Here is a 23,818-nt window from a genome sequence, read left to right on the forward strand (position 1 = left end):
GTTACCAGCTCCCATCCAGGAACGGGTTGTTCAGCCGCTCTTTGCCGATTGTCGTCGCCGGCCCGTGTCCAGGCAGAACGACAGTCTCATCAGGCAAAGCCATCAGCTTCGTATTGATGCTGTCCAATAGCGTAGCCGCCGAACCGCCGTACAGATCGGTCCGGCCGATGGAATATTGAAAGAGCGTATCGCCGGAAAAGACAACGCCTTCGCCGTATAAGCTGATTCCGCCCGGTGTATGCCCAGGCGTTTCATAGGCCGTAAACGTCAAGGTCCCCAACGTAATTGTATCCCCGTCATGCACGATATAATCAGGCGATTCACATTCAATGGGCTTGCCCATAAAAGCAGATAAATTATTATGTGAATTGGAAATAAGCGCCACATCGCCGGCGCCGACATAGACGGGAACATTTTTCCGTATCCGCAGTTCCTGCAGCGCGCCGATATGATCGGCATGACCGTGCGTCAGAAAAATCAATTTTAACGTTAACGACTTTTCCCGCAACGCGGCGTCAATTGCCTGGTAATCCCATGCCGGATCAACAACCATCGCTTCTTTCGTCGCATCGTCGTAAACGACGTAACAATTCGTCATAATCGGTCCGAGCATCATCATTTCATATTTCATTGACATTGCACATGCCTCCTAAAAAGTTTTCCGACTATCCAGCAAAATCGTCACCGGGCCGTCATTTTCCAGCGACACGACCATTTCCGTCCGGAACCTGCCTGTGCCGACGGTGATGCCTTGCCGTTCTACGTGGCGAACAAAATCGGTATACAGTAATTCCGCCAACTCCGGAGCCGCCGCTTCCGTAAAACTCGGCCGTCTGCCACGACGCGCATCACCGCAAAGCGTAAATTGCGATACGACGAGCATTTCTCCGCCAAAATCCAACAACGAGCGGTTCATCTTTCCCTTATTGTCTTCAAATATCCGCAAGTTAACTATTTTTTCCGCCAAGTATGCCGCATCTGCCGGCCCATCTTCCCTGGCTACGCCGAGAAGCACGGTCAAGCCATGCGCCGCCGTCCCGACCAGTTCCCCCGCCGACGTGACGGACGACTGTAAGGTCCGTTGTACTACTGCCCGCATCAAGTACCTCCCGTATATCGATCAACTGTATAAACATCTTTCAAGCGCCGTATTTTCGTAGCGATGAACTCGAATTGCGACAAATCTTTAATGCTGATTCCCATGTGGATCGTCACTATTTTGGCATCGTTTATTTTGGCATTCATGGCAACGATGGAAATTTTCAATTCCGCCAGCGCCGCCATAATTTCGGCCATAATGCCGGTACGGTCATAGGCCGTAATTTCCAGGTTAACTTCAAAGGTCTCGGTGCCGCCATAATCCCATTCCACATCGATAAGCCTGTCGATATCGGCCTGTTCGTTACTGATATTGGGGCAGTCGGCGCGATGAACGGAAACGCCGCGACCTCTCGTAATAAAGCCGACAATCGGATCGCCGGGAACGGGACTGCAGCATTTTGCCAAACGGACGAGAAGACCTTGTTCTCCCTTTACCAGGATACCGGAGCCGCTCTTATGCACCGTTTTTTTCGGCCGCAGCTTTTCGATCACGTCAATATTCGACAGTTCTTCCTTCTGCACATCCTTTTTGTGGAATTCGAGAAGTTTAATCAGCACCGTATTCACGGCAAAACCGCCGTACCCGACGGCAGCCGTCAAATCCTCTTCACTGCCGGCATTCATTTGCTTGGCGACGCGGGCTAAACGGCCGCTTTTATTGAGTTCCTTCCAATCATGGCCGAGGCGCCGGCATTCTCGTTCCAGCGCTTCCATCCCTTTGACAATATTTTCTTCGCGATTTTCCTTTTTGAACCAACTGCGAATTTTCGACCGGCTCTCCGAGCTGCCTACTATTTTCAGCCAGTCAAGACTCGGCTTACCCATTTTTGACGTAACAATTTCGACAATGTCTCCGTTTTTCAACGCATAATCGAGAGGCACGATTTTGCCGTTTATCTTCGCGCCCACGCAACGATGACCGACATCGGTATGAATCCGATAAGCAAAATCGATGGGAATGGCGCCTTGCGGCAAATCGATGACGTCACCGCGCGGCGTAAAAACGAAAACTTCATCGGAAAAAGCGTCCAGTTTCAAGGCGTTAACAAATTCCTGGGGATTGCTCGTATCCTGCCATTCCAGCAAATTGCGGAGCCAGCCCATCTTTTCGTCAAACTCGTTCTTACCGCCGTTGGCATTTCCTTCTTTGTAACGCCAATGCGCCGCAACACCGTATTCGGCAATGTGATGCATATCCCAGGTTCTGATCTGAATTTCTACTGGCTGCCCGCGCGTACCGATAACAGTCGTATGGAGTGATTGGTAATTATTGGGTTTCGGCATGGCGATATAATCTTTAAACCGGTAAGGAAGGGGCTTCCAAAGGCTGTGTACAATGCCCAAAACGCCGTAACAGTCCTGTACCGTATCAACGATGACCCGGATGGCGTACAGATCATAGACCTGACTCAAGTCGCGGTTATCTTTTTTCATTTTTTTATAAATACTGTAAAAATGCTTCGGCCTGCCGTTGATTTCAAAACGTATCTGCGATTCCCCCAACGATTTGCGCAGCACTTCAATCGCTTCATTCACAATTTCTTCGCGAACATGACGCTTCTGTTTCATCTGATCGACAAGATCATAGTACTTGTCCGGTTCCAAGTACCGGAAGGAGAGATCTTCCAATTCCCATTTAATATTGAAGATCCCCAACCGGTGCGCCAAAGGCGCAAAAATCTCCAGCGTTTCCTGGGCGATCCGCTTCTGTTTGTCGCTGCGCATATATTTCAAGGTACGCATATTATGCAGCCTGTCAGCCAGCTTGATGACAACGACGCGAACGTCTTTCGCCATGGCCAGAAACATTTTCCGCATACTGTTGATCTGCTGATCTTCTTTGGTACGATAATCAATGCGGCTCAATTTCGTTACCCCGTCAACGAGGAACGACACTTCTTTGCTGAAAAGCCTCGTCAGATCATCAAGAGTACATTCCGTATCTTCGACAACGTCATGAAGTATGGCCGCTGTAATCGTCGTCGTATCTATTTTCATATCGGCCAGAATCTGTGCCACTGCCAGGGGATGCAGAATATAGGGTTCACCGCTGACACGATGCTGTTCCTGATGGGCGCTTTCGGCCAATTCATAAGCTTTTTTTACGTCACTGCAATCAGCTGCAGGCTGGTACTCGCGTATCGTATTCACCAAGCGCCTGAATTCTTCTTCCTTATTTTTAAACTCCATATCGATTCCCCCTAGTGGCTGCCGTATTGCATATACGTAGCCGATGCCGCCAGACTCATCTTCCCTTCGATCGGCGGCAAGTCACAATATGTTTCATCTTTCTCGCAGTGAACCGTCAATATCTCCAACTCGCGAAAGACCTGCAACGCCGCCTTGATGACATGTCCCGTATAACGGCCGTCCTCAAGGGTGATCAATCGGCGTTCCAATTCCCATAACGGCAACCGCCGCCGGGCGGCCAACAAGCCCTTCATTTCTTTGTAAATATCGGCCATGACAGCCCGATTCAAAACGACCGACGGCGCATCGGCATGAATATCTTGCAGAATCATTTGCGGCGAAACGCTCCCGTTGAATTCATTGCGCTCCAATTGAAAAGCCAATTCCGCATAATCACCGGAAAGAATATCGCCGTACCGGTCGGCCATGGACCAACCGACACCGCTGACCCGCCGCTTTTCACCGGCGACAATGCGTAAATGATTTCGTTCTTTGCCGATCGTCCTCACTTCAGCCAATCTGCATCGCGGAGAGGCAAAAACGGGACGGCTGTTGGCCATGCCGTACGGTTCCAACAGGCTGAGCTCGTCAATAAGCGCGAGCGATATGTCCTCTAGCGGCAACGTCCAGTCAACGGCTACCGTCGGAATATAATCGCTTGCCGCCAAATGTGCGGCTGCATATACCTGCAGCCGCTGCCGCAAGGGTTCAATATTTTCGGCCCTTACGGAAAAGCCGGCCGCCATCGTATGGCCGCCGTACTGGATCAACAGATCATCGGCGCTCCGCAAGGCCTCATACATATTGAAATTGCGGATACTGCGGCAAGATCCTTTGCCGACACCGTCTTTTACGGTAATAACCAGGGCCGGCCGATAGTACCGTTCCACCAGCCGGGAAGCGGCAATACCGATGACCCCGCTGTGCCAGCCTTCCTGATAAACGAGAAGCACTCCATCTTCCGCCTGCCCCTTTGCCTCTATCTGCGCTATCGCCTCTTCGGCAATCATGTGTTCCACTTGCTGCCGTTCCCGGTTCAATTCGCTTAACGACGCCGCGATAACGGCCGCCTTCTCCGCATTTTCTTCCAGCAATAATGCCGCTCCCCGTTCGGCATGACTGAGGCGCCCCGACGCATTCAGCCGCGGCGCCAGCGTAAAAGCGACACACCCCGAAGAAACGGCTGACGCCGTGAGTCCGGCTGCCGTTATCAACGCCTGAATACCGATATTGCTGCCTTTTTTCATCCGTTCCAGTCCGTGGCGCACAAGAATTCTGTTTTCCCCCGTCAGCGGCACCAGATCCGCGATCGTACCTAAGGCGACGATTTCCGTGAAAGCCGTCAGCGCTTCCTTAAAATGACGCTGCCATAAAGCTCTGGCCAAGGTAAAAGCGACGCCGACGCCGGCCAAGTCCTTGCACGGATAGGCGCATCCCGACTGCTTCGGATTCAATACGGCAACGGCCTGCGGCAATGTTTCCGGCGGCTGATGATGATCGGTAACGATAATATCCAGTCTTGTTGAAAACTCATTGATCAACGTTGTTGACGAAATGCCGCAGTCAACGGTGATCAGCAAATCCGCCGTTCCCCGCGACAACTGCTGCAAGGCTTCCCTGTTCAGTCCGTATCCTTCACTTTGCCGTTCCGGTATATAAAAAGAGGCAACGCCGCCAAGAGCGGTCAATACCTGCTGCAACAAAGCCGTCGACGTAATGCCGTCAACATCATAATCCCCGTAAATGACGATCTTTTCCTTTTTCTTCACAGCTTGAAGGATCCGATTGACAGCCTTCTCCATCCCCTGCATCAGGAAAGGATCGCCGCAGTCGTCAATTGTGTCGTATAAAAAATGCCTGCCCGCCTCTGCAGTACGAATCTGCCGATTCCACAAAACATGGGCCGTTGCCGGCGATATATGCAATTTTTCAGCCAGCTGCTCCAATAGCGAGGCAGGAACAGCTTCATTAATCCATTTCTTCATGAAATCACAACGCATTCTCATAAATAATCACTATCAATTATGTTTTTATTTTATCATATTCTATTCTCAAAATAAAGCGTCGTATTCATAAATAATTCCTCATTTTACGTACTTTTCACTTTTATGAGAATGAGAAAAGTCTAAAAAAACGGCCGTAACTATTATCTGTATTTTATTACCATATCGGAAAAATAGCTGGAACAATAAACGGAACCGGCGCCGGCGACTTATCCCGTATTGGGTACCGTTGTTTTCTGCCCCTTATTCCGTCTACGCCTTTTACAAAAAAAAGGTGAGCCCATAAAGGGCTCACCTTTTATAAAACAGTTTATTTCGCCATTTCTTCTTTCAATACTTCCGCCAACCGTTTGATACCTTCAACAATGCGGTCTTCAGGCATATTCGAATAATTCAGACGGAAATGATTGGCATTGCCGCCGTTCGGATAGAACGGACCGCCGGGAACGTACGCTACATTTTTGGCCAATACTTTCGGCATAATTTCCTTTGCATCCATACCTTCCGGCAAAGTTACCCACGTAAAGAGACCGCCTTCAGGGAAGGTGTAGGTAACGCCTTCAGGGAAATATTCTTTCATGCTGTCGCACATTAACGTGCGGCGTTTGGCATAGAGGGCTTTGATTTTTGCAACATGAGCGTCCAGATCGAACATATCGATAAAGAAAGACGCCTGCCGTTGTGCGAACGAAGAGGACTGCAAATCAATGGCTTGTTTCAATTTAACCATCTTGTCGATGATTTCCGGATTAGCCACCATCCAGCCTATACGCAGGCCGGGCATGAAAATCTTCGAGAAGGAACCGAGGAAAATGACATTTCCCTTCGTGTCCATCGATTTCAAGGACGGAACGACGTCGCCGTCATAACGAAGTTCGCCGTACGGATCATCTTCGATAATGGGGAAATCGTATTTATTGACAATATCCATAACGGCTTTGCGGCGTTCTAAAGGCCACGTGATGCCCGTCGGGTTCTGGAATTCGGGAATGACATACATCATGCGAACGCGATCATTTTCCGCCAAGATTTTTTCCAACGCTTCCGGAATAATGCCTTTATCGTCGGTCGGTACTTCGATGAATTTCGGGAAAGACAGTTTAAACGCGTTAATAGCGCCGAGATACGTCGGGCTTTCTACGAGAACAACGTCATCTTTATTCAGGAAGATCTGTGCCAACATGGACAACCCTTGCTGCGAGCCTGAGGTAATAATAATTTCTTCCGCCTTGCAGTCAACTTGAAACGCCTGTTTCATACGAGCGGCGATTTTTTCACGTAACGGATTATACCCTTCCGTCGTCCCGTATTGAACGGCTGCCTGACCTTCTTTGGCCAAAATTTCAACGTCAACCTTTTTCATTTCTTCCAACGGAAACAGCTCCGGAGCCGGAAGTCCGCCGGCAAAAGAAATTACTTCCGGCATCGTCGTCAACTTCAACAATTCGCGGATTTCAGAAGCCTTCAAACTCATTGCAAGATCAGAAAATTTCATTACAGTCACTCCTTCTTCTAAACACTTTACCATTATGACAAAATAAAAAACGCATACCTTATGATTTTATTATATCATTGGTATGCGTTCTTTTCAATTCTATTTATGTGAAAAATAAATTAAAGTTTTACGTTTATCTTCATCCATTTGCTCAATAAGTTCCTGCGTCGTATCAAACCGCTCTTCTCCTCGAATACGCTTATAAAAACGCAGGGAAACGGTCTTTCCGTACAAGCATCCCTGCCAATCGAAGACATTGGTTTCTATTCGCCTGTACTGATTGGAAAACGTCGGGTTGTCACCGATGTTGGTCATCGCCCGGTGCCAGGTGCCGTCAACTCGGATCCGTGTGGCATATACGCCGTCAGGCGGCATAGCCATATGCGGCGGAAGCAGCATGTTGGCAGTAGGAAAACCGATGGTTCGTCCCCGCCGATCGCCTTTGACAACGATTCCTTCCACTTCAAACGGACGGCCCAACAACAGCGCCGCCGTCTCCATGTGCCCCATACAGACCAGCTTACGAATAGCCGTGCTGCTTATCGGCGATGCTTTGCCAGGTCGTTCCAGGAGAGAAAGGGCATGAACGGGAATATCATATCGGCTCATAAAAGCCTGCAATGTTTCCGTATTGCCTGCAGCCTTGCTCCCATAGGTAAAATTCGCTCCGACGACGATGGCGCTCGGCTGTATATACTGTATGAGTTGTCGGCAAAAATCATCGGGCGATTCGTCAATAAGCTGTCGGTTCATAGGCAGTAACACCAGCGCATCAATGCCGATTTCCTCAATGTAGCATGTTTTTTGCGCTACCGTCGCCAGGCGCAGCGGTTCATGTTCCGGCGCCAGAATTGATAACGGATGCGCAGCAAAGGTGACAACAGCAGTCAGACAGCCTTTTTGACGGCCAATCGCCATTGCCTTCTCCATGACCTTCCGGTGCCCCCTGTGCACGCCGTCGAAGGTCCCTAACGCGACGACGGAATGACTGATTCCCTTTATTTCCTGAAAAGAGTGAAAAACGTTCATCTGTAATTAACCTCATCCCATCTGTGCAAACATTTTATGCGGACGCAAAACGTGATGTTCCTGATCGAAGCGGGCAATACCGACCAATCGATCGTCCTGCCCGTATACGCGAACGACACTTCCTGCGGACAAACAAGGTCCGGCAAAAGGAACCGCTTTCCCCTGAAGCAGTTCGCCGCATTGCCTTTCATTGAGGGCCGCCGCCGGCAGCCCCTGAATCGCCGTATCAGGCGGCAAGATGTACTGTTCCGGAGTCGCCCTCAATTCTTCCAGCGTCGCAGCCTCAGCAATCGTGAAAAGGCCCGCTTCCAAACGCACGAGATAAGTCATACAGGCACAGCAGCCCAACCGTTCACCCAGATCACGGATCAGTGAACGGATATAGGTCCCCTTGGAGCAGGTGATTTCCAAGAGACCGCGTCCCTGCGCCGCATCGTATGCCAACAGCTGTGCGGCATGAATTTCCACAGTGCGGACCGGCATTGCAAAATCCGCACACTGACGTGCCAATTTATATGCTTTGACGCCGTTAATGCTGATCGCCGAATAACGTGACGGCCTCTGCTCGACAAGGCCTGCGAAAGATGCGACAACGGCTTCCAACTCCGCAACCGTCACCTGCGGCAGCCCGCTTTCGGCCACGACGACACCTGTACTATCTTCCGTATCCGTAGAAAACCCGAAAGCAAACTCGCCGCGATACGTTTTCACGTCGCTGTCGCCATACTCGATCAGCCTCGTTGCCTGTCCCAAATAAACGGGCAGGACACCGGCCGCCAGAGGATCGAGAGTGCCGGAGTGGCCGACCTTTTTCAGCTGATAAATGCGCCGCACCTGTCCGACAACATCGTGGCTCGACATGCCCGACGGCTTCAGCACATTGATGATCCCGTTCATCATAAAGCCTTCATGATTTCTGCGGCAATCATCTTTTTAGCAGCCGCCAACGAGGCGAAGAGCGTGCAGCCTGCCGCTCTGACATGACCGCCGCCGCCGAAGACGGCGGCTATGGCGTTGACATCAACTGTTTTGGAACGCAAGCTGACACGCGTTTCCTCAGGGCGCTCGTATTTCACGGTGAAAGCGACATCGACGCCGCTGATATTGCGGGCATAATCGATATAACCGCCTGTATGTTCGCCGGTATATTGCAGCAGCTCCGGGGTAAAAGCAATGCAGGCAATCCGTTTCCCGCCGAGAAGTTCCACCTTATTTAACACTTCCGAAAGCGCTCTGATCTTCTGCCACGGGCAGGCGTCCAGGTGTTCGGAAATAACATTGGGCAGCGCACCGGCATCAACGAGGGCCGCCGCCGTCCGCAATGTATGTCCCGTCGTATTCCCGAATTTGAAAAAGCCGCAATCCGTGGCGATGGCGAGATAAAGCGCCGTCGCCATCGTCGGCGTAATTTCCGTCCGCCACGATTGGAAAAGCGAGGTCAGTACTTCGCCGGCAGCGGCATGATCGGTGCGAATATATTCCCAGTCGGCAAAATGCTCATTCGAAATATGATGATCAAGATTGAGTACCTTTCCCTGCATCAACGTTTCTACCGCGCCAGTCCGGCTCTTTGCCGTCGCGTCCAGAACGACCGTAAGCCACGACGCGTCGACAGTCACCGCGTCGGGCTTCTTGATCTCTGCCGCTCCCTGAAGAAAAGAAAAGGTGTCGTCAATCGTATCATCGATAACGGCGACAACGGTCTTCCCCTGCCGCTGCAACCATTCATACAGAGCCAACAACGTGCCGATCGCATCGCCGTCGGGGCTGACATGAACAGTCAGCAATATCTTGTCATATTCGTCAAAAATACGGCGTATTTCTTGCGGTGTCGTGTTCATGACTGCACTCAATCCTTTTTATCCATATCGGTCAGCAGCTTATCGATCTTCATGCCGTAATCAATAGAGGTGTCTTCCTTGAATGCGATCATCGGTGAATACCGAATCCCCAGTCGCCTGCCGACTTCGGAACGAATATATCCGTTAGCGCTCTGCAAGGCCTGCAACGTCTCTTTTTTCGCGGCATCATTGCCAAAAAGACTGACATAGACCGTCGCCTCTCGCAAGTCGCCGGTAATCCGGGCATCGGTGACCGTAACAAAACCGACGCGGGGATCCTTCAGTTCCTGCAAGATAATCTGTGAAACTTCCTGCTTGATAAACTCTTGTATTTTGCGTATTCGTAACTCTCCCATGGATTTCCTTTCCGGACATTATTCCGGCGCGACTTCCACCATTTCATAGGCTTCAATCTCGTCGCCCTCTTTAATGTCACGATAGTTTTCCAACGTAATCCCGCATTCGTATCCCTCTACAACCTCTTTGACATCGTCCTTGAAACGACGCAGGCCGTCGACTTCTCCTTCATGAACGACGATACCGTTGCGGATCAGCCGAATCTTCGACGAATTAGTAATCTTGCCTTCTTTGATATAGGAGCCGCCGACAATAACCTTCGGCGTCGTAATGACCTTACGCACTTCGGCACGCCCGAGGATATGTTCTTCATACTTTTTATCGAGCATCCCCTTAATAGCCGCTTCCACATCGTTAATGGCATCGTAAATGACGCGGTACGTACGCATGTCAACGGTTTCCCGTTCCGCCGCCTTGCGGGCCGCCGCATCGGGCCGGACATTGAAGCCGATAATCAGCGCATTCGACGCCGAAGCCAACATGATGTCGGATTCCGTAATGGCGCCGACACCGGAGTGTACGATGGAAATACGGACTTCATCGCTCTTGATCGCCATCAGCGACTGACTGAGCGCCTCTACGGAACCTTGCACGTCACCTTTGACGATGAGCGACAATTCTTTCAATTCACCTTGTTGTATCTGGTTGAACAGATCGTCAAGCGTCACCTTGGCGTTGACATGAAGTTCAGAGGACCGCTTCTTTTCAGCCCGTTTTTCCGCTACGGAACGGGCCGTCTTTTCATCCGTCACATGAAGAATATCACCGGCCTCCGGCACATCGTTCAACCCCAGAATTTCGACGGGAATCGACGGTTCCGCCTTCTTCACCCGTTCGCCGCGTTCACTGTTCATGGCGCGAACTTTGCCGAAGCAGGTTCCGACGATGATCGTATCGCCGACATGAAGCGTTCCCTTCTGGATCAGGACGGACGCGACAGGGCCGCGACCTTTATCCAGTTTGGCTTCGATGACGACGCCTTGTGCCGGACGATGGGGATTGGCCTTGAGATCGGAGACTTCTGCAAGGACGAGAATGTTTTCCAACAATTCATCCAAGCCGACCTTCGTGTGAGCCGAGACGGGAACCATAATTGTATCGCCGCCCCAGTCTTCGCTGATCAGCCCGTATTCCGTGAGTTGCTGCATGACATTCTGCGGCGCAGCGCTTTCCTTATCGATTTTATTGATGGCGACAATGACGGGAACGCCGGCGGATTTGGCATGGTTGATGGATTCGATGGTTTGCGGCATGACGCCGTCATCTGCGGCGACGACAAGAACGGCAATATCCGTAACCTGTGCACCGCGGGCACGCATGGCCGTAAACGCTTCATGCCCGGGCGTGTCCATGAAAACGATCTTCCTGCCCTTATACCGTACCTGATAAGCGCCGATATGCTGCGTAATACCGCCGGCTTCGTGACTGGTAACGTTAGTTTCGCGAATCGCATCGAGCAGGCTGGTTTTGCCGTGATCGACGTGTCCCATGATCGTGACGACAGGCGGACGAGTCTGGAGAGAATCTTCGGCATCGATAATTTCTTCGATTTCCGTCGGATCCTCCGGCGCCGCCTCCATCGTTACGGCAACATTGAATTCATCGGCAATCAGTACAGCCGTATCGTAATCGATCTCCTGATTGATCGTCGCCATAATGCCGCCCATAAGGAGCCGTTTAATGACTTCACCAACTTCACGCCCCAATTTTTCGGCAAAATCTTTTACACTGATCGTTTCCGGCAGTTCGATCGCCGTCGGATAGTTTTTCTTGCGCGCCGGCGCCGCATTTACCTGGTTTTGCTGATTATGCTGCGCCTGACGGTTATTTTTATTCTTCTTGCCTTTCCCCTTATTCAGCACATTGGAAAGAAGCGTGTGTGGCCGACTGCCGCTCCCCTTGGCGTTGCCGCCGTTCTTATTGCCGTGGTTTTGGGTGCGGCCGCCTTTGCCGTGACCACTGTCACCGCTTTGCTGACTATGACCGAAATACTTCGTCCGTTTGGCCTCGCCCTGTTTATGCTGGCCACCCTGTGTCCCCTGAACCGCACCTCCGGCGCGGTTGTCACGCTGTTCTGTCTGCTGGTTGCGCCGCCCATTGGCGGTATTCTGGCGGTTGCCGCGGTTCTGTTGGGCGCCGTTCTTTCCGCTCTGGCCGTGACGCTGCGCGCCTTGCTGACCGTCGCGCTGCTGGCCGTTTTGATTGCCCGACTGCTTACTTCGGTTATCAGGCATCTGCCGAACGCTGCGATCCTTCTGCCGCTGTTGCCGCCCGTCTGCCGCATCAGTCGCTTTTCGCTGCCGCGCTTCACGCTGCTGCGGCGGTCTTACGGCGGCGGCTTGCGGTGTTTTACCGCCCTGCCGGCCGGCGCTCTGTTGCGGTTTCGGCGCATCCCCTTGCTTCTTTCCTTTAAAACTCTTATCCAATATGGATTGTATTTTATCGTCAACGCCGGTAAAATTACCAGCCTTTATATTATGTTCAGCCAACTTTTGAATAACTGACTTTGTCGGCACGCCATATTCACGTGCGGCTTCAAATATTCGTTTTGTCGTCATCTAGTTACCCCCTTCAGTTAGTACGTAACACGTCTTCTATGGCTTTGGCAAATCCCTTATCGGTGATCAGAACGACAACGCTTTGTTCTTTCCCCAGGGCATTGCCCAATTCTTCTTTCGTATATATTTCCAATAAAGGAATCCTCTTCTGTTCTGCCAGTCTCCTGTAATTTCCGGCCGTTTCACTGCTGCCGTCACTGGCCAGGAAAGCCAGAGGAACCGTCTTTTTCTTCAAGTATTTATCGACTGCAAAGGCGCCGCTTACCGTCTTGCCGGCACGCTGGGCAAGACCAAGCAGACTCAATACGCTGCCATCTTTCATGTCAGGCTTTGCCGCAACGATTCATAAATTTCTTCAGAAACATTCGTTTTCAGCGAACGTTCCAGTCGATGCTCCTTATACGCCTTTTCCAGACAGGCTGCATCGCGACAGACATAAACGCCGCGGCCCGCTTTTTTGCCGCTCTCATCAATTTCCACGACATTCTCCGGCGTGCGAACGATACGAATCATTTCCTTTTTGCTCTTCTGCGCCTGACAACCTGCACAGACTCGGAGGGGAATCTTCCTTTTCTTGATCATTGCAGCCTCCTAATTCTCGTCGGCACGTGCTGCCTGCAATTCGTCAGGTACGCCCATTTCCGCCATCAGATCCACATCGGTACCGGCGTCGGCGGCAGCCGCCGGCAGCGCCTCACCGGCCTGACTTTCACTCTTAATATCGATCTTCCAATTTGTCAATTTAGCAGCAAGCCGCGCGTTCTGACCGGCTTTGCCGATCGCCAGCGACAGCTGATAATCGGGAACGACGACGCCGGAAGTCTTGTTCGCTTCATCTACGGTGACCGAGATGACCTGCGCCGGACTCAAGGCATTGGCTATATAGACAGCCGGATCTTCATCCCATTTCACGATATCTATTTTTTCATTCTGCAATTCGGTCACGATATTCTGCACGCGCGTCCCCTTCGGACCGACACAGGCGCCGACGGAATCGACATTTTCATCGCGCGAGTAAACGGCAATCTTGGATCGGCGTCCCGGTTCACGGGCAACGGATTTCAATTCAACGACGCCGTCGTAGATTTCCGGCACTTCCAGTTCAAAGAGGCGCCTGAGCAACCCCGGATGAGTCCGCGACAAAAGGATCTGCGCTCCTTTTGTCGTCTTGCGGACTTCGACGACATAACACTTGATCCGTTGCCCCATGACATAAGTTTCCGTCGGGATCTGTTCCGATACCGGCAGGACAGCTTCCGCCTTCCCCAAATCGACATACACATTCTTCTGTTCAATGCGTTGAATGATACCGGTTATAATGTCATCGGTGCGATTCGAAAATTCATCGTAAACGATACTCCGTTCCGCTTCACGCAAACGCTGAATCATCACCTGTTTGGCCGCTTGTGCCGCAATGCGGCCGAAATTCTTCGGTGTCACATCGATATTGACGACATCGCCTTCTTCATAATCCTCATCCAGCTTCTGCGCTGCCGCCAGCGAAATCTCCGCCAACTCGTCGGTCACTTCGGAAACAATCGTCTTAGCCGCCATAATACGGTACTCGCCGTTGGTCCGATTCAATTCGACAACAGCGTTCGGATTGGCGTCCGGTTCCTTTTTATAAGCCGTGATCAATACGGCTTCCAACGAATCACAGATAACATCGGGTGAAACGCCCTTCTCCTTCGACAAAAATTGAATTGCATTCAGTAGCTCTTTATTCACTTCCATAACCTCCAACTAGAAATCTATGTGCAGTCTGATCTGTGCGATATCCTTTTGATCGATCGTCCTTTCACCTGACGCCGTACGAAGGGTAATCCGGCGGTCGGTGCTTCTGCCGACCAATTCCGCAACCAACAGCTTCGCGCCTTCATAAGGCTTAAAAAAATGAACGTCAACCTGCCTGCCTTGATACCGTATAAAATCGGAATCCCGTTTGAGAATGCGATCCAGGCCGGGAGATGATACTTCCAGCAAATAATTCTCTTTTATCGGATCTTTTTCATCCAACACCCGGCTCAGTTGTTCACTGACCTTCTGACAGTCTTCCAGATCGACGCCGCCTTCCTTGTCAATAAAGACGCGCAAATACCAATCCCGTTCACGGACGTATTCGACATCGACCAATTCCAACGGCGTATGAGCGATAATCTCCGTCACTTCCCGAGCTACAAATTCTTCAATTTTTTCTTTTTTCATGACCGTCACCATTTGCCTTTGCTAACGTATTTGCATAAAAGTTGAGAGCGGGTTTCCACCCACTCTCAAAAATAAACGTCTCGTTTCTTTCAGTATACCACTATCGACGATCCGTGACAACGCAGAGCACGCGCCGGGCCTATCTGTCCGCCTCAATCCGCAGCCTGGAAAGAACGGGAACGAGATGCTTCTGCAGCGTCCCTTTCAAGACCTTCAGTTCTTTGCTGTCAAACTCATGCACCAAGTTGGGAAAATTATGTATCCGCTGTTCTGCAAAAAAATCATCGCGAAGCACGTTGTACATGAGCGAAAGGCCGCTTTTCGTTTTACCGTCGTAATACGCCAGGATCATATAGGAACCGTTAATGATGCGTACAGCTTCTCCCGGACAAATGATCCGCGTAAAGCCTGCGCACGTTTCCGGCAAAAACTCATCCCAAGCGACGACAGGCACGCCTTTCCGCTTCAGGATCTCGCTGAAATTCCGTTCCCGGTGTACATAGTCGGCGTCGATACGGTCGGCCAACCGCGTCTCCGTCATCTGCCGGAACAGCTCGAAATCATCGGTAATGAATTCGATCAAAACGAACTCAAGCATCCCCAGATCCGTACGCAGTGAAAATTCTTCCGACTGCAGATTCAAAACGGCACGAACAGACCAGCCGTTATTGTCATTGCGATAAGAAAACAGCAGATATTCGACAGCTTCACCGCCTTTCTCGATCATCTCTAAATGGCGGTGTAACTTAAAATCTCCCACCTGAGGTGGGAGAATATCGAGGATATTCCATTGTGTTATACGTGCAATCAAAGCATCATTCATAGGTAAAGTAAAATGGTGCGGTTGGCGGGAGTTGAACCCGCACGACCAGAGGTCACTGCCGCCTGAAGACAGCGCGTCTGCCATTCCGCCACAACCGCATAATAACTAGAACTCATACAGCTTTCTGTACTCTTCTTGATTTTGCAATACTACTTTAACATATTCTCGCGTTTCTGAAAAGGGGATTTCTTTAATTTTTGAAAAACTTTTATCCCAACCGTATTCCTGCATCCATTCGTCGACATGGCCGCGGCCGGCATTATAAGCTGCCAGAGCCAGGATTTGATTACCGTCGTACTCTCGCAACAAGTAGGAGAGGTACCACGTCCCCATCTTCAAATTTTGCTCTACATCTTTCAGCATTTCAGGCGTAAAATGCTGAATACCCATCTGTTCCGCTATCCACGCGCCCGTTTCCGGCATAATCTGCATCAAGCCGCTGGCGCCGCGATGAGACGAAGCGCCTTGGTTGAACTTGCTCTCCGCCAGGATAACGGCGGCGACCAACGCAGGATCCACCTGATCTTCACGGGCATACGTCTGAAGCGTCACGCCGTAATCCATGGGAAATACGTATTTCTGCACCAAAACATGACGCCATGAGACGAAATAGGTTCCGGACAGAACGACCAGTATAATTGCCGTTATAAGATTTCCCTTATGGTATCGACTGCGTTTCAATACTATCTCCCTGGAGACCAAAATTTGACATCAGCCTATTCCAGCAATGCCGAACCTGCTCCCGTGTCGCATCGACAGCACCGGTATTATCAATGATGACCTGTGCCAACGCCCGTTTCTCCGTTATCGGAAGTTGGGCGCGCATACGTGATAAAGCTTCGGCCTCCGTATACCCGTTTCGCTCCATTAAACGGCATAACTGCGTCTGAGGATCAACGTATACGAGCCAAACTTCATCAACATACGTATTATATTTTATCTCAAATAGCAGGGGCATGTCAAGAAATATGAACGGATATTTTGCATTATTTTCCCATGCCGTAATATGCTCGTCAATTTCTTCCATAATCAGCGGAAAGAGGATCTGCTCCAGCTTTTTCTTCGCGCCGTCGTCCCCAAAAACGCAGGCGCCTATATACTGCCGATCCATCGTGCCGTCAGGCAGCAGCGTCTGCGGGCCGAATGCGGCGGCTACCGCCGCCAGCCCCGGTGAAGACGGCCGGACAACATGCCTTGCCAAACCGTCACAATCGATCACGGCGGCGCCAAGAGTACGGAGCATAGCCGTAACTGTGCTTTTCCCCGATGCAATACCGCCTGTAAGCCCGATCCGATACAACCGAATTCCTCCCTTATCGTTGACACCGACGACAGTAATGCGTACCTCTGCCGCCTTGCTTGACGTATGTAATAAGTGTGCCGCAACGTTTGCAAGGTTGTCCCTCTCTGCCGTAAACGGCAAGGTTCTCCCTGTTTTTTCCCTCATTGCCGCTGCCGTCGACAAAATCACGAATCGTCGTGCCGCCATGAGCGATACCTTCTGCCAACACCTTGCGGATCGCCGCATGCAGCCTGTCGGAAGCGGCACGGCTGATGCGGCTGCAACGTCGCGCCGGCCGGATGCCGGCCAGAAAAAGCGCTTCGTCGGCATAAATATTGCCCAATCCCGCCACTGCCGACTGGTCCAGGAGCAACGCTTTAATGCGCCGCGTCGAAGCATGCAGCAACTGCCACAAATAGTCGGCCGTAAAGGCTTCGCCGTTACCGTCAGGACCCAACGAATCATATCCCTCGACGCCAGTTTCTCCCTGCTGCGGCACGAGCCAAAAACAACCGAAAGTACGCACATCTCCATAGACGAGACAGCCTTTATCCAAGGTGAAGATCAAATGACTTGACGGCGGAACGGGCCGTTCGTCGGAAAGGTAGCGCAGCGTGCCGGTCATGCGTAAATGAATTAACAGCATCGACGCATCATCAAGTTGCACGCCGAGGTATTTTCCCTTGCGCGTTACAGATCGGATCCGCCGTCCCGTAAGAGCACCGATAAATGCAGTCGCCGTCCTGTTTTTGAGGAGGCGCGGCAACCGCACTTCCACGGCCTCGATGCGCCGTCCCTTCAAGGTCCGAGCCAAATAAGCGCGGACAGTCTCCACTTCCGGTAATTCAGGCATGATCTCCTCCTATTTTGCCGCTTCCCAATCTTTGCCCCAGTGAATGTCCACAACGAGAGGTACCGCTAAAGTCACGACTTGTTCCATCGTTTCTTGCAGCAAAGCCGCCGCCGTTTCCCGCTCCGCCGCCGGAACTTCCAGAACCAGTTCATCATGGACCTGGACGAGAATGCGGCTTTTGAGATTTTCTTTCTCCAGTTTTTCCTGCACCTGATTCATGGCTATCTTGATGATATCGGCGGCGCTGCCCTGAATAGGCGTATTCATCGCCGTCCGTTCGGCAAAAGATCGGCGGGTAAAATTCTTGCTGTTGATCTCCGGCAACGGCCGAATTCTGCCGAACATCGTCTTGGCGATGCCCCGTTCCCTCGCGTCATCAATCAGGCTGTCCAAATATTTCCGTATCGTTCCGTACCGGTCGAAATAAGATGTAATATAGTTCTTGGCCTGTTGCCGCGTAATGCCTAAATTGCGTGCCAGACCGAAATCGCTGATACCGTAAATAATGCCGAAATTTACGGCCTTGGCGTGAGACCGGAGTTCAGCAGTGACCTCTTCCCACGGCACACCGAAAACCTCTGCCGCCGTGCGGCGATGAATATCCTGGTTTTTCCGAAAACCGTCAATCATCGTCGGATCCTGCGACAGATGTGCCAGCAGACGCAGTTCAATCTGCGAATAGTCGCCGGACAGAAGATAGTCATACCCGGGTCCTGGTACGAAAAACGAACGGATCTTTCGTCCCTGTTCCGTGCGAATCGGTATATTCTGCAAGTTCGGATCGGAACTGCTCAGTCTTCCTGTCGCCGTCACCATCTGGTTGAAAGACGTGTAAATACGCCCCGTTTCCGCTGAGATCAACGGCTCCAACCCGTCCAGATACGTCGAGATCAGTTTTTTTAATTCCCTGTAGCGCAGTACCTTGAGAATCAGCGGATGCAGTCCGCTCAATTCCTCCAATACGGCTTGATCCGTCGAATAACCGGTCTTCGTCTTCTTGACGACGGGAAGTCCGAGTTTTTCAAAAAGAACGACGCCGAGCTGCTTCGTTGAATTTACATTAAACACCTCTCCGGCGGCATCATAAATTTCATTTTCCAAGGTATCGGCCTCAAGCGACAGCTGCCGATCCATTTCTTCCAAACGCTGCCGGTCGACGGCAAAGCCCGTCATCTCCATGACGGCCAGCGTATGGAGCAACGGACGCTCGATCTCATTGTACAACGGCAGCAGCTCGTGCTGCGCCAAGGCGGCGTCGATTGGCGGCCATAAACGATAGACAAAAGCGGCACAGGCCGCCGCCTGCCGCGCCTCATCGCCCGCGTCTTCCCGAAAATCCACGGCAAAGGCTTCGGACAGATACGATAAACCGTACGCCGTCCGTGACGGGTCAAGCAGATACGCCGCCAGCGTAACATCACGCACGGCGATTCGCCGGCCGCCCGTAATCCCATAGGCCGCTTTCAACAATTTTTTCCCGTCCGAAGTGATAACGCCGGCCGCCGTCGATAATGCCTGAACATAGGTCTCCAAATCCGCCGCCGCAACAAGGAGAACACCGTCTTCCGTCGCAATGGCCAAAGTCCGAAAAGAAGGCGCCGGCTGCCCGGCCGCATAGACGGCCTCCGCCGCAACGAGCCGACGACACAGCCGTTCAGGCGGGAAATCTTCCTTCGTGAGCAAAGTCATCTCCGGCACAGTCGTTTCCACCGTTTCCAAGTCGGCAAAGCGATCAAAAGACGCCAATCGGGCCAAAAGGTTTTTAAACCCCAAGGTGCGAAACAACTCCGTCACTTCACTGACGCGAGGGTGCGGCAGGAAATCAGCCAAGCCGTACGCCAACGGCACATCACAGCGGATCGTCGCCAGTTCCCGGGAAAGGAGGGCCTGCGCGTGATTGTCAGCCAACTTTTCCCGCAACTTCTTGCCTTGCACGTCATCAAGATGATCGTAGACTCCCCGTATCGTTCCGTAAGCATCCAACAGCTTCAACGCCGTCTTTTCTCCGACACCGGGTACGCCGGGAATATTATCGGCGCTGTCGCCCATGAGCGCTTTCATCTCAATGACCTGCGCCGGCCCGTATCCGTACGTTTCCCGCATTACTTCCGGTGTGACAGCCAACATATTGGTTATCCCTTTTTTAGTCAGGTAGACGGTAATCCTGTCATCAACAAGCTGAAGCGCATCACGGTCCCCGGTAATAACGGCGACGTCCAGATCGGCAACTTCTCTGGCCAGCGTGCCGATAATATCGTCGCCTTCATAGCCTTCCACTTCCAGAACACTGATCCCCAAACAGGCCAGCACTTCGCGAATCAGAGCAAATTGGGGCCGCAACTCGTCAGGCGCCGGCTTGCGCGTCGCCTTATACCCGTCATACAGTTCATTGCGGAACGTATGCTTATCCTTATCAAAGGCGACGGCAACGTATTGCGGATTGATTTCCTCATAAAGCTTCAACAACATTGTGAGGAACCCGTATACGGCATTCGTATAATTCCCATGACTGTCGGTCAGCGTCGGAATGGCGAAAAAAGCCCGATATAACAGACTGCTGCCGTCAATGATCATCAGCTTTTCCTTCATAATTCCTCTCTTCTACCTGTTTAAAAACAATTTAACAAGATTGTAGACAATAATGATAAGCGCAGTGCCGATCAGATATGGCGCGGCAACGAGCAGCAACCCGAAAACGCTGACGATCACGGCGACAATACAGAAAACAATGAATCCCAACGCCAGCTTGACGCGCCAGTTCAGATTGCTGCTGTATACGTTGAAGCGCGCTCCTGCAACGTCATCATGAGCCACGCTGCGCTGCTGTCCGGCAGCGTGGACGGTCCCGTCTTCTTCTATCGTTTGTCCTTGGAAATTATCCCGCTCTTCTTCGGACATTATCTTTGTATCCTGTTCCATCCTGTATATACCTGCCGCATCTGCAATGCCGCCATCGTTACCGCCGCCAGCACCTGATTCCGAGCCGACGACAGACTGCATCGCAATGCCTCCTTCCTGAAGATTTTTCTTTTACTATCGATTTTTCATCGTTCGCTCAATATTTCGTTTCGCTTCTTTTTCCGCCAAGTCTCGGCGTTTATCGTAAAGCTTCTTTCCTGTTGCCAAGGCTATGGCCACCTTTACTCTTCCCTTTTTAAAATACAAGCTCAAGGGAATCAAAGTATATCCCTTCTCTTTGACATTTCCGAAAAGCTTCAGTATTTCATATTTATGCATCAACAGTTTTCTCGTCCGCAGCGGATCGACATTGAACCGATTGCCTTGTTCATAGGGACTGATATGCATGCCGAGCAGATAAAGTTCACCGTTTTCAATGCGGCAGAAGCTGTCTTTTAAGTTCACCTTCCCCTGACGCAGCGACTTGACTTCCGTTCCCGTCAGGGCCAACCCTGCTTCGAAGGTTTCATGAATAAAGTAATCGTGGCGCGCCTTGCGGTTATCCGTAATATATTTTACGCCTGCCGTCGTCTTAGCCAATCGCACTTCCTCCTACTTTCTTTTCTTACTTGTCTTGCGTTTCTTTCTGCCCTTTTTATTCTTGCTCTCTTTTTCCGTTTTCTTGCCTTTTCTGCTCTTTTTTCCGGCTTCGTCTCCGCCGCGGCTTTCCTTGCCGCTCTTGCCCCGTTTACGACGACGTTCGTTATTTGCCGCCATTAACTGCTGCAAATCATCCAACGATTCTATCTTGCCGGGAACAAAATCTATTTCACACTTTTCGACGTTGACCTGTGCCAGCGTAACGGTCAGCGCATCGCCCAAACGGTAGACATTGCCGCTCCGCCTGCCGATCATCGTATACGTTCCTTCATCGAATTCATACTCGTCGTCAGTCAGAAAAGAAATATGTACCAGCCCTTCAATGCCGTTTTCCAGCGCGACGAAAAGGCCGAAAGACGTAATGCCCGCAACGTGCGCCTCATACGTTTCGCCAATAAAGGGTACCATATATTCAGCCTTCTTCAGATCATCCGTCTCCCGTTCCGCCGTAACGGCAATCCGTTCGCGCGTACTTGCCTGAGCGGCCGCCTCCGTATGAAAAAGACGCGACTCTTCGATTTCTTTTTCTTTCATCTTGCCTCGTTGCTGATAAGTCCGTATAAGGCGATGAACCATGAGATCGGGATAACGCCGAATCGGCGAAGTGAAATGCATATAACATTCGGAAGCCAGTCCGAAGTGTCCCGCATTTACCGTAGAATAGCAGGCCTGCTGCATCGAGCGAAGGACGATCGTCTGCACGACAAGTTCCGCTTCCGTTCCCTTAGTCAGATTCAGAAGTCGCTGAAAATCAGCAGGCGTAACCGCATCCGCTGCCGGAATAGGCAGATTAAAAGCGGAAAGGACCGTTTTCATCAAGGTGATCCGCTCCGGATCCGGCAATTCATGAATCCGATAAACGGCAGGGTTTTCACTGTCCCGCAAATAAGCCGCAACCGTTTCGTTGGCGATCAACATCGATTCTTCCACGATCTGTTCGGCAATCGTCCGTTCCCTTTTTTCCAACCGCAGCGGTTTCCCTTCTCGATCCAAAAGGATTTTGTATTCGGGGAAATCGAAATCGACGGCGCCGCGGCGAAGGCGCATCGCCTTCAAGATGTTCGACAATTTCTCCAGATTTCGCAGCATGGGAAGGAACGGCTGCAAATCGTCAGGAACAATATCATCGACAAGCGCTTTTTTGACTTCTTTATAATTGCAATGCCGTTTGACATTGATCACGGCCGGCCCGATGTCGGCCCGAAGGACCTTACCCGTTTCGTCGATTTCCATGACGCAAGTCATGGAATACCTGTCTTCGCCGGCATTAAGGCTGCAAATGCCGTTGCTGAGAACCGTCGGCAACATGGGAATCACCCTGTCCACCAGGTAAACGCTGGTGCCCCGTTCGTACGCTTCTTTGTCAATGGCGCTGCCTGGCCGCACGTAGTGACTGACATCGGCAATATAGACGCCGAGACGATAGTGTCCGTCGGGCAAGAGAGCGATATCAATGGCGTCATCCAAATCCTTGGCATCTTCACCGTCAATGGTGATCAGCGTCCTGTCGCGATAATCACGGCGATCATCGGTACAGCGGACAGCCATATTGATGCGAGCCGCTTCCTGAAGAACGGCTTCGGGAAATGCGAAGGGCAACTGATGACGGGCCATAATAACTTTTATGTCCAAATCTTTATCGCCGTCATAACCGAGCACTTCCAGAATGCGGCCTTCGGCCTTGCGCTGTTCCTGCGGCCACTGCGTGATCCCGACGAGGACTCTGGCGCCGCTGCGGGCATTGCCGTCTGCTTGAAGCGGGATGTAGATATCTTCCCGGATCCGTTCGTCATCGGGCGTGACAAAACCGAAATTTTTCTGTCTGTCATACGTTCCGACCAGCGTTTCATTCGCCCGTTCCACAATGCGGACAATCTCGCCTTCCCGTTTATGACCGCCATCGGCACGATGAATGATGCGGACGACAACTTTATCATTATTCATTGCCGTATGGCGATGCTGCTCGGCAATATAGACATCTTCCTTCATATCTTCACTGAGCACGAATCCGAAAGCCTTCGTATACCCCTTATAAATGCCGACGATCTCCAACGGTTTCTTGGTTGCCAACAAACGATCTCCTGCGACGCCCACGAGCCTTCCCTCCTTTATTAAAAAAACGTTCCGGCGCACGGACCGGATGACCTGCTTACTGTACGTTTCAATTATACCATGACCGGGCCATAAACACCTACAACCGCTTTCTGTCCCTACAAAAAAAGACCTGCAGCTTCAACTGCAGGCCCGTACATCGCTCAAAAGGTATTCATCATTCGTCCCAAAATCAGTGTCAGTATTCCGAACAGAACGGACAGAATGATCGTTATTTTTGACAACAACGCATCCAACCCGCGCGCTCTGCTGCCGAATAAATCTTCGGCACCGCCGCCGAAGCCGGCGCCCATGCCCTGCGTCTTGCTCTTCTGTGCCACGACAACCCCGATGAGAAGCAGTGCCAATAATACTACTGCAATTTGCAATACGGTAATCACGCTATTCCTCCTAACCAAACATACCTAACAG

At 51.4% G+C, this 23,818-nt stretch carries 23 protein-coding genes and 1 tRNA gene; all 24 read right to left on the minus strand.

Features of this window, described 5'->3' with window-relative positions:
• Position 1: 1 nt before the first annotated feature.
• The gene (locus C0977_RS05525; protein WP_101912689.1) at positions 2–637 is read right to left on the minus strand and encodes an MBL fold metallo-hydrolase; all 636 of its coding nucleotides are present in this window, start codon (positions 635–637) and stop codon (positions 2–4) included.
• A gap of 12 nt (positions 638–649) precedes the next feature.
• Positions 650–1,099: a D-aminoacyl-tRNA deacylase gene (gene dtd, locus C0977_RS05530; RefSeq protein WP_101912690.1), complete on the minus strand. Its 450-nt coding sequence runs from the start codon at positions 1,097–1,099 to the stop codon at positions 650–652.
• Positions 1,099–3,291 (minus strand): RelA/SpoT family protein, encoded by a 2,193-nt coding sequence (locus C0977_RS05535; protein WP_101912691.1) that lies wholly within the window; start codon positions 3,289–3,291, stop codon positions 1,099–1,101. The genes dtd and C0977_RS05535 overlap by 1 nt, the downstream gene beginning before the upstream one ends.
• Positions 3,292–3,302: 11 nt before the next feature.
• A complete protein-coding gene (gene recJ / locus C0977_RS05540; RefSeq protein WP_101912692.1) occupies positions 3,303–5,276 on the minus strand; it encodes a single-stranded-DNA-specific exonuclease RecJ in 1,974 nt (657 codons plus the stop codon).
• Between the two features lie 328 nt (positions 5,277–5,604).
• Positions 5,605–6,789: a PLP-dependent aminotransferase family protein gene (locus tag C0977_RS05545; protein WP_023054506.1), complete on the minus strand. Its 1,185-nt coding sequence runs from the start codon at positions 6,787–6,789 to the stop codon at positions 5,605–5,607.
• Positions 6,790–6,888: 99 nt separating this feature from the next.
• Positions 6,889–7,818, minus strand: coding sequence for a bifunctional riboflavin kinase/FAD synthetase (locus tag C0977_RS05550; protein WP_101912693.1), 930 nt, complete (start codon positions 7,816–7,818; stop codon positions 6,889–6,891).
• A gap of 12 nt (positions 7,819–7,830) precedes the next feature.
• Positions 7,831–8,718: a tRNA pseudouridine(55) synthase TruB gene (truB, locus tag C0977_RS05555; RefSeq protein ID WP_101912694.1), complete on the minus strand. Its 888-nt coding sequence runs from the start codon at positions 8,716–8,718 to the stop codon at positions 7,831–7,833.
• Positions 8,715–9,659 (minus strand): DHH family phosphoesterase, encoded by a 945-nt coding sequence (locus C0977_RS05560; RefSeq protein ID WP_101912695.1) that lies wholly within the window; start codon positions 9,657–9,659, stop codon positions 8,715–8,717. Before C0977_RS05560 ends, truB begins: the two co-directional genes overlap by 4 nt.
• Before the next feature lie 8 nt (positions 9,660–9,667).
• The gene (rbfA, locus tag C0977_RS05565; RefSeq protein ID WP_023054403.1) at positions 9,668–10,015 is read right to left on the minus strand and encodes a 30S ribosome-binding factor RbfA; all 348 of its coding nucleotides are present in this window, start codon (positions 10,013–10,015) and stop codon (positions 9,668–9,670) included.
• A gap of 18 nt (positions 10,016–10,033) precedes the next feature.
• Positions 10,034–12,574 (minus strand): translation initiation factor IF-2, encoded by a 2,541-nt coding sequence (gene infB / locus C0977_RS05570; protein ID WP_101912696.1) that lies wholly within the window; start codon positions 12,572–12,574, stop codon positions 10,034–10,036.
• Between the two features lie 13 nt (positions 12,575–12,587).
• Positions 12,588–12,896 (minus strand): L7Ae/L30e/S12e/Gadd45 family ribosomal protein, encoded by a 309-nt coding sequence (locus C0977_RS05575; protein WP_023054416.1) that lies wholly within the window; start codon positions 12,894–12,896, stop codon positions 12,588–12,590.
• Positions 12,893–13,153 (minus strand): RNase P modulator RnpM, encoded by a 261-nt coding sequence (rnpM, locus tag C0977_RS05580; protein ID WP_101912735.1) that lies wholly within the window; start codon positions 13,151–13,153, stop codon positions 12,893–12,895. The genes C0977_RS05575 and rnpM overlap by 4 nt, the downstream gene beginning before the upstream one ends.
• A 12-nt stretch (positions 13,154–13,165) precedes the next feature.
• Positions 13,166–14,302 carry a transcription termination factor NusA gene (nusA, locus tag C0977_RS05585; RefSeq protein WP_036243197.1) on the minus strand — a complete coding sequence of 379 codons (1,137 nt, stop codon included), beginning with the start codon at positions 14,300–14,302 and terminating at the stop codon, positions 13,166–13,168.
• 15 nt (positions 14,303–14,317) lie between these two features.
• Complete coding sequence (gene rimP / locus C0977_RS05590) at positions 14,318–14,779, minus strand: ribosome maturation factor RimP (RefSeq protein ID WP_101912697.1); 462 nt, start codon at positions 14,777–14,779, stop codon at positions 14,318–14,320.
• Between the two features lie 139 nt (positions 14,780–14,918).
• Positions 14,919–15,590 carry a hypothetical protein gene (locus C0977_RS05595; protein ID WP_231391310.1) on the minus strand — a complete coding sequence of 224 codons (672 nt, stop codon included), beginning with the start codon at positions 15,588–15,590 and terminating at the stop codon, positions 14,919–14,921.
• A 25-nt stretch (positions 15,591–15,615) separates the two neighbouring features.
• A tRNA-Leu gene (locus tag C0977_RS05600) sits at positions 15,616–15,700 on the minus strand.
• 7 nt (positions 15,701–15,707) lie between these two features.
• Positions 15,708–16,283 (minus strand): lytic transglycosylase domain-containing protein, encoded by a 576-nt coding sequence (locus tag C0977_RS05605; RefSeq protein ID WP_234987582.1) that lies wholly within the window; start codon positions 16,281–16,283, stop codon positions 15,708–15,710.
• Positions 16,261–16,902 carry a dephospho-CoA kinase gene (gene coaE, locus C0977_RS05610; protein WP_101912698.1) on the minus strand — a complete coding sequence of 214 codons (642 nt, stop codon included), beginning with the start codon at positions 16,900–16,902 and terminating at the stop codon, positions 16,261–16,263. The genes C0977_RS05605 and coaE overlap by 23 nt, the downstream gene beginning before the upstream one ends.
• A gap of 13 nt (positions 16,903–16,915) precedes the next feature.
• Positions 16,916–17,737 (minus strand): bifunctional DNA-formamidopyrimidine glycosylase/DNA-(apurinic or apyrimidinic site) lyase, encoded by an 822-nt coding sequence (gene mutM, locus C0977_RS05615; RefSeq protein ID WP_101912699.1) that lies wholly within the window; start codon positions 17,735–17,737, stop codon positions 16,916–16,918.
• A gap of 9 nt (positions 17,738–17,746) precedes the next feature.
• On the minus strand, positions 17,747–20,326 hold the full coding sequence (polA, locus tag C0977_RS05620) for a DNA polymerase I (protein ID WP_101912700.1): 2,580 nt from the start codon (positions 20,324–20,326) through the stop codon (positions 17,747–17,749).
• Between the two features lie 12 nt (positions 20,327–20,338).
• Positions 20,339–20,737, minus strand: a complete 399-nt coding sequence (locus C0977_RS05625; protein ID WP_234987583.1) for a hypothetical protein — start codon at positions 20,735–20,737, stop codon at positions 20,339–20,341.
• Between the two features lie 33 nt (positions 20,738–20,770).
• The gene (gene smpB / locus C0977_RS05630) at positions 20,771–21,235 is read right to left on the minus strand and encodes an SsrA-binding protein SmpB (protein ID WP_023054474.1); all 465 of its coding nucleotides are present in this window, start codon (positions 21,233–21,235) and stop codon (positions 20,771–20,773) included.
• A 12-nt stretch (positions 21,236–21,247) separates the two neighbouring features.
• The gene (gene rnr / locus C0977_RS05635; protein WP_268802358.1) at positions 21,248–23,428 is read right to left on the minus strand and encodes a ribonuclease R; all 2,181 of its coding nucleotides are present in this window, start codon (positions 23,426–23,428) and stop codon (positions 21,248–21,250) included.
• A 122-nt stretch (positions 23,429–23,550) separates the two neighbouring features.
• Entirely contained in the window at positions 23,551–23,787 is a 237-nt protein-coding gene (gene secG, locus C0977_RS05640) for a preprotein translocase subunit SecG (RefSeq protein WP_023054405.1), read from the minus strand.
• Between the last annotated feature and the right edge of the window lie 31 nt (positions 23,788–23,818).

It is taken from the genome of Megasphaera vaginalis (ex Bordigoni et al. 2020), assembly GCF_900240295.1.
GTDB classification, from domain to species: domain Bacteria; phylum Bacillota; class Negativicutes; order Veillonellales; family Megasphaeraceae; genus Megasphaera; species Megasphaera vaginalis.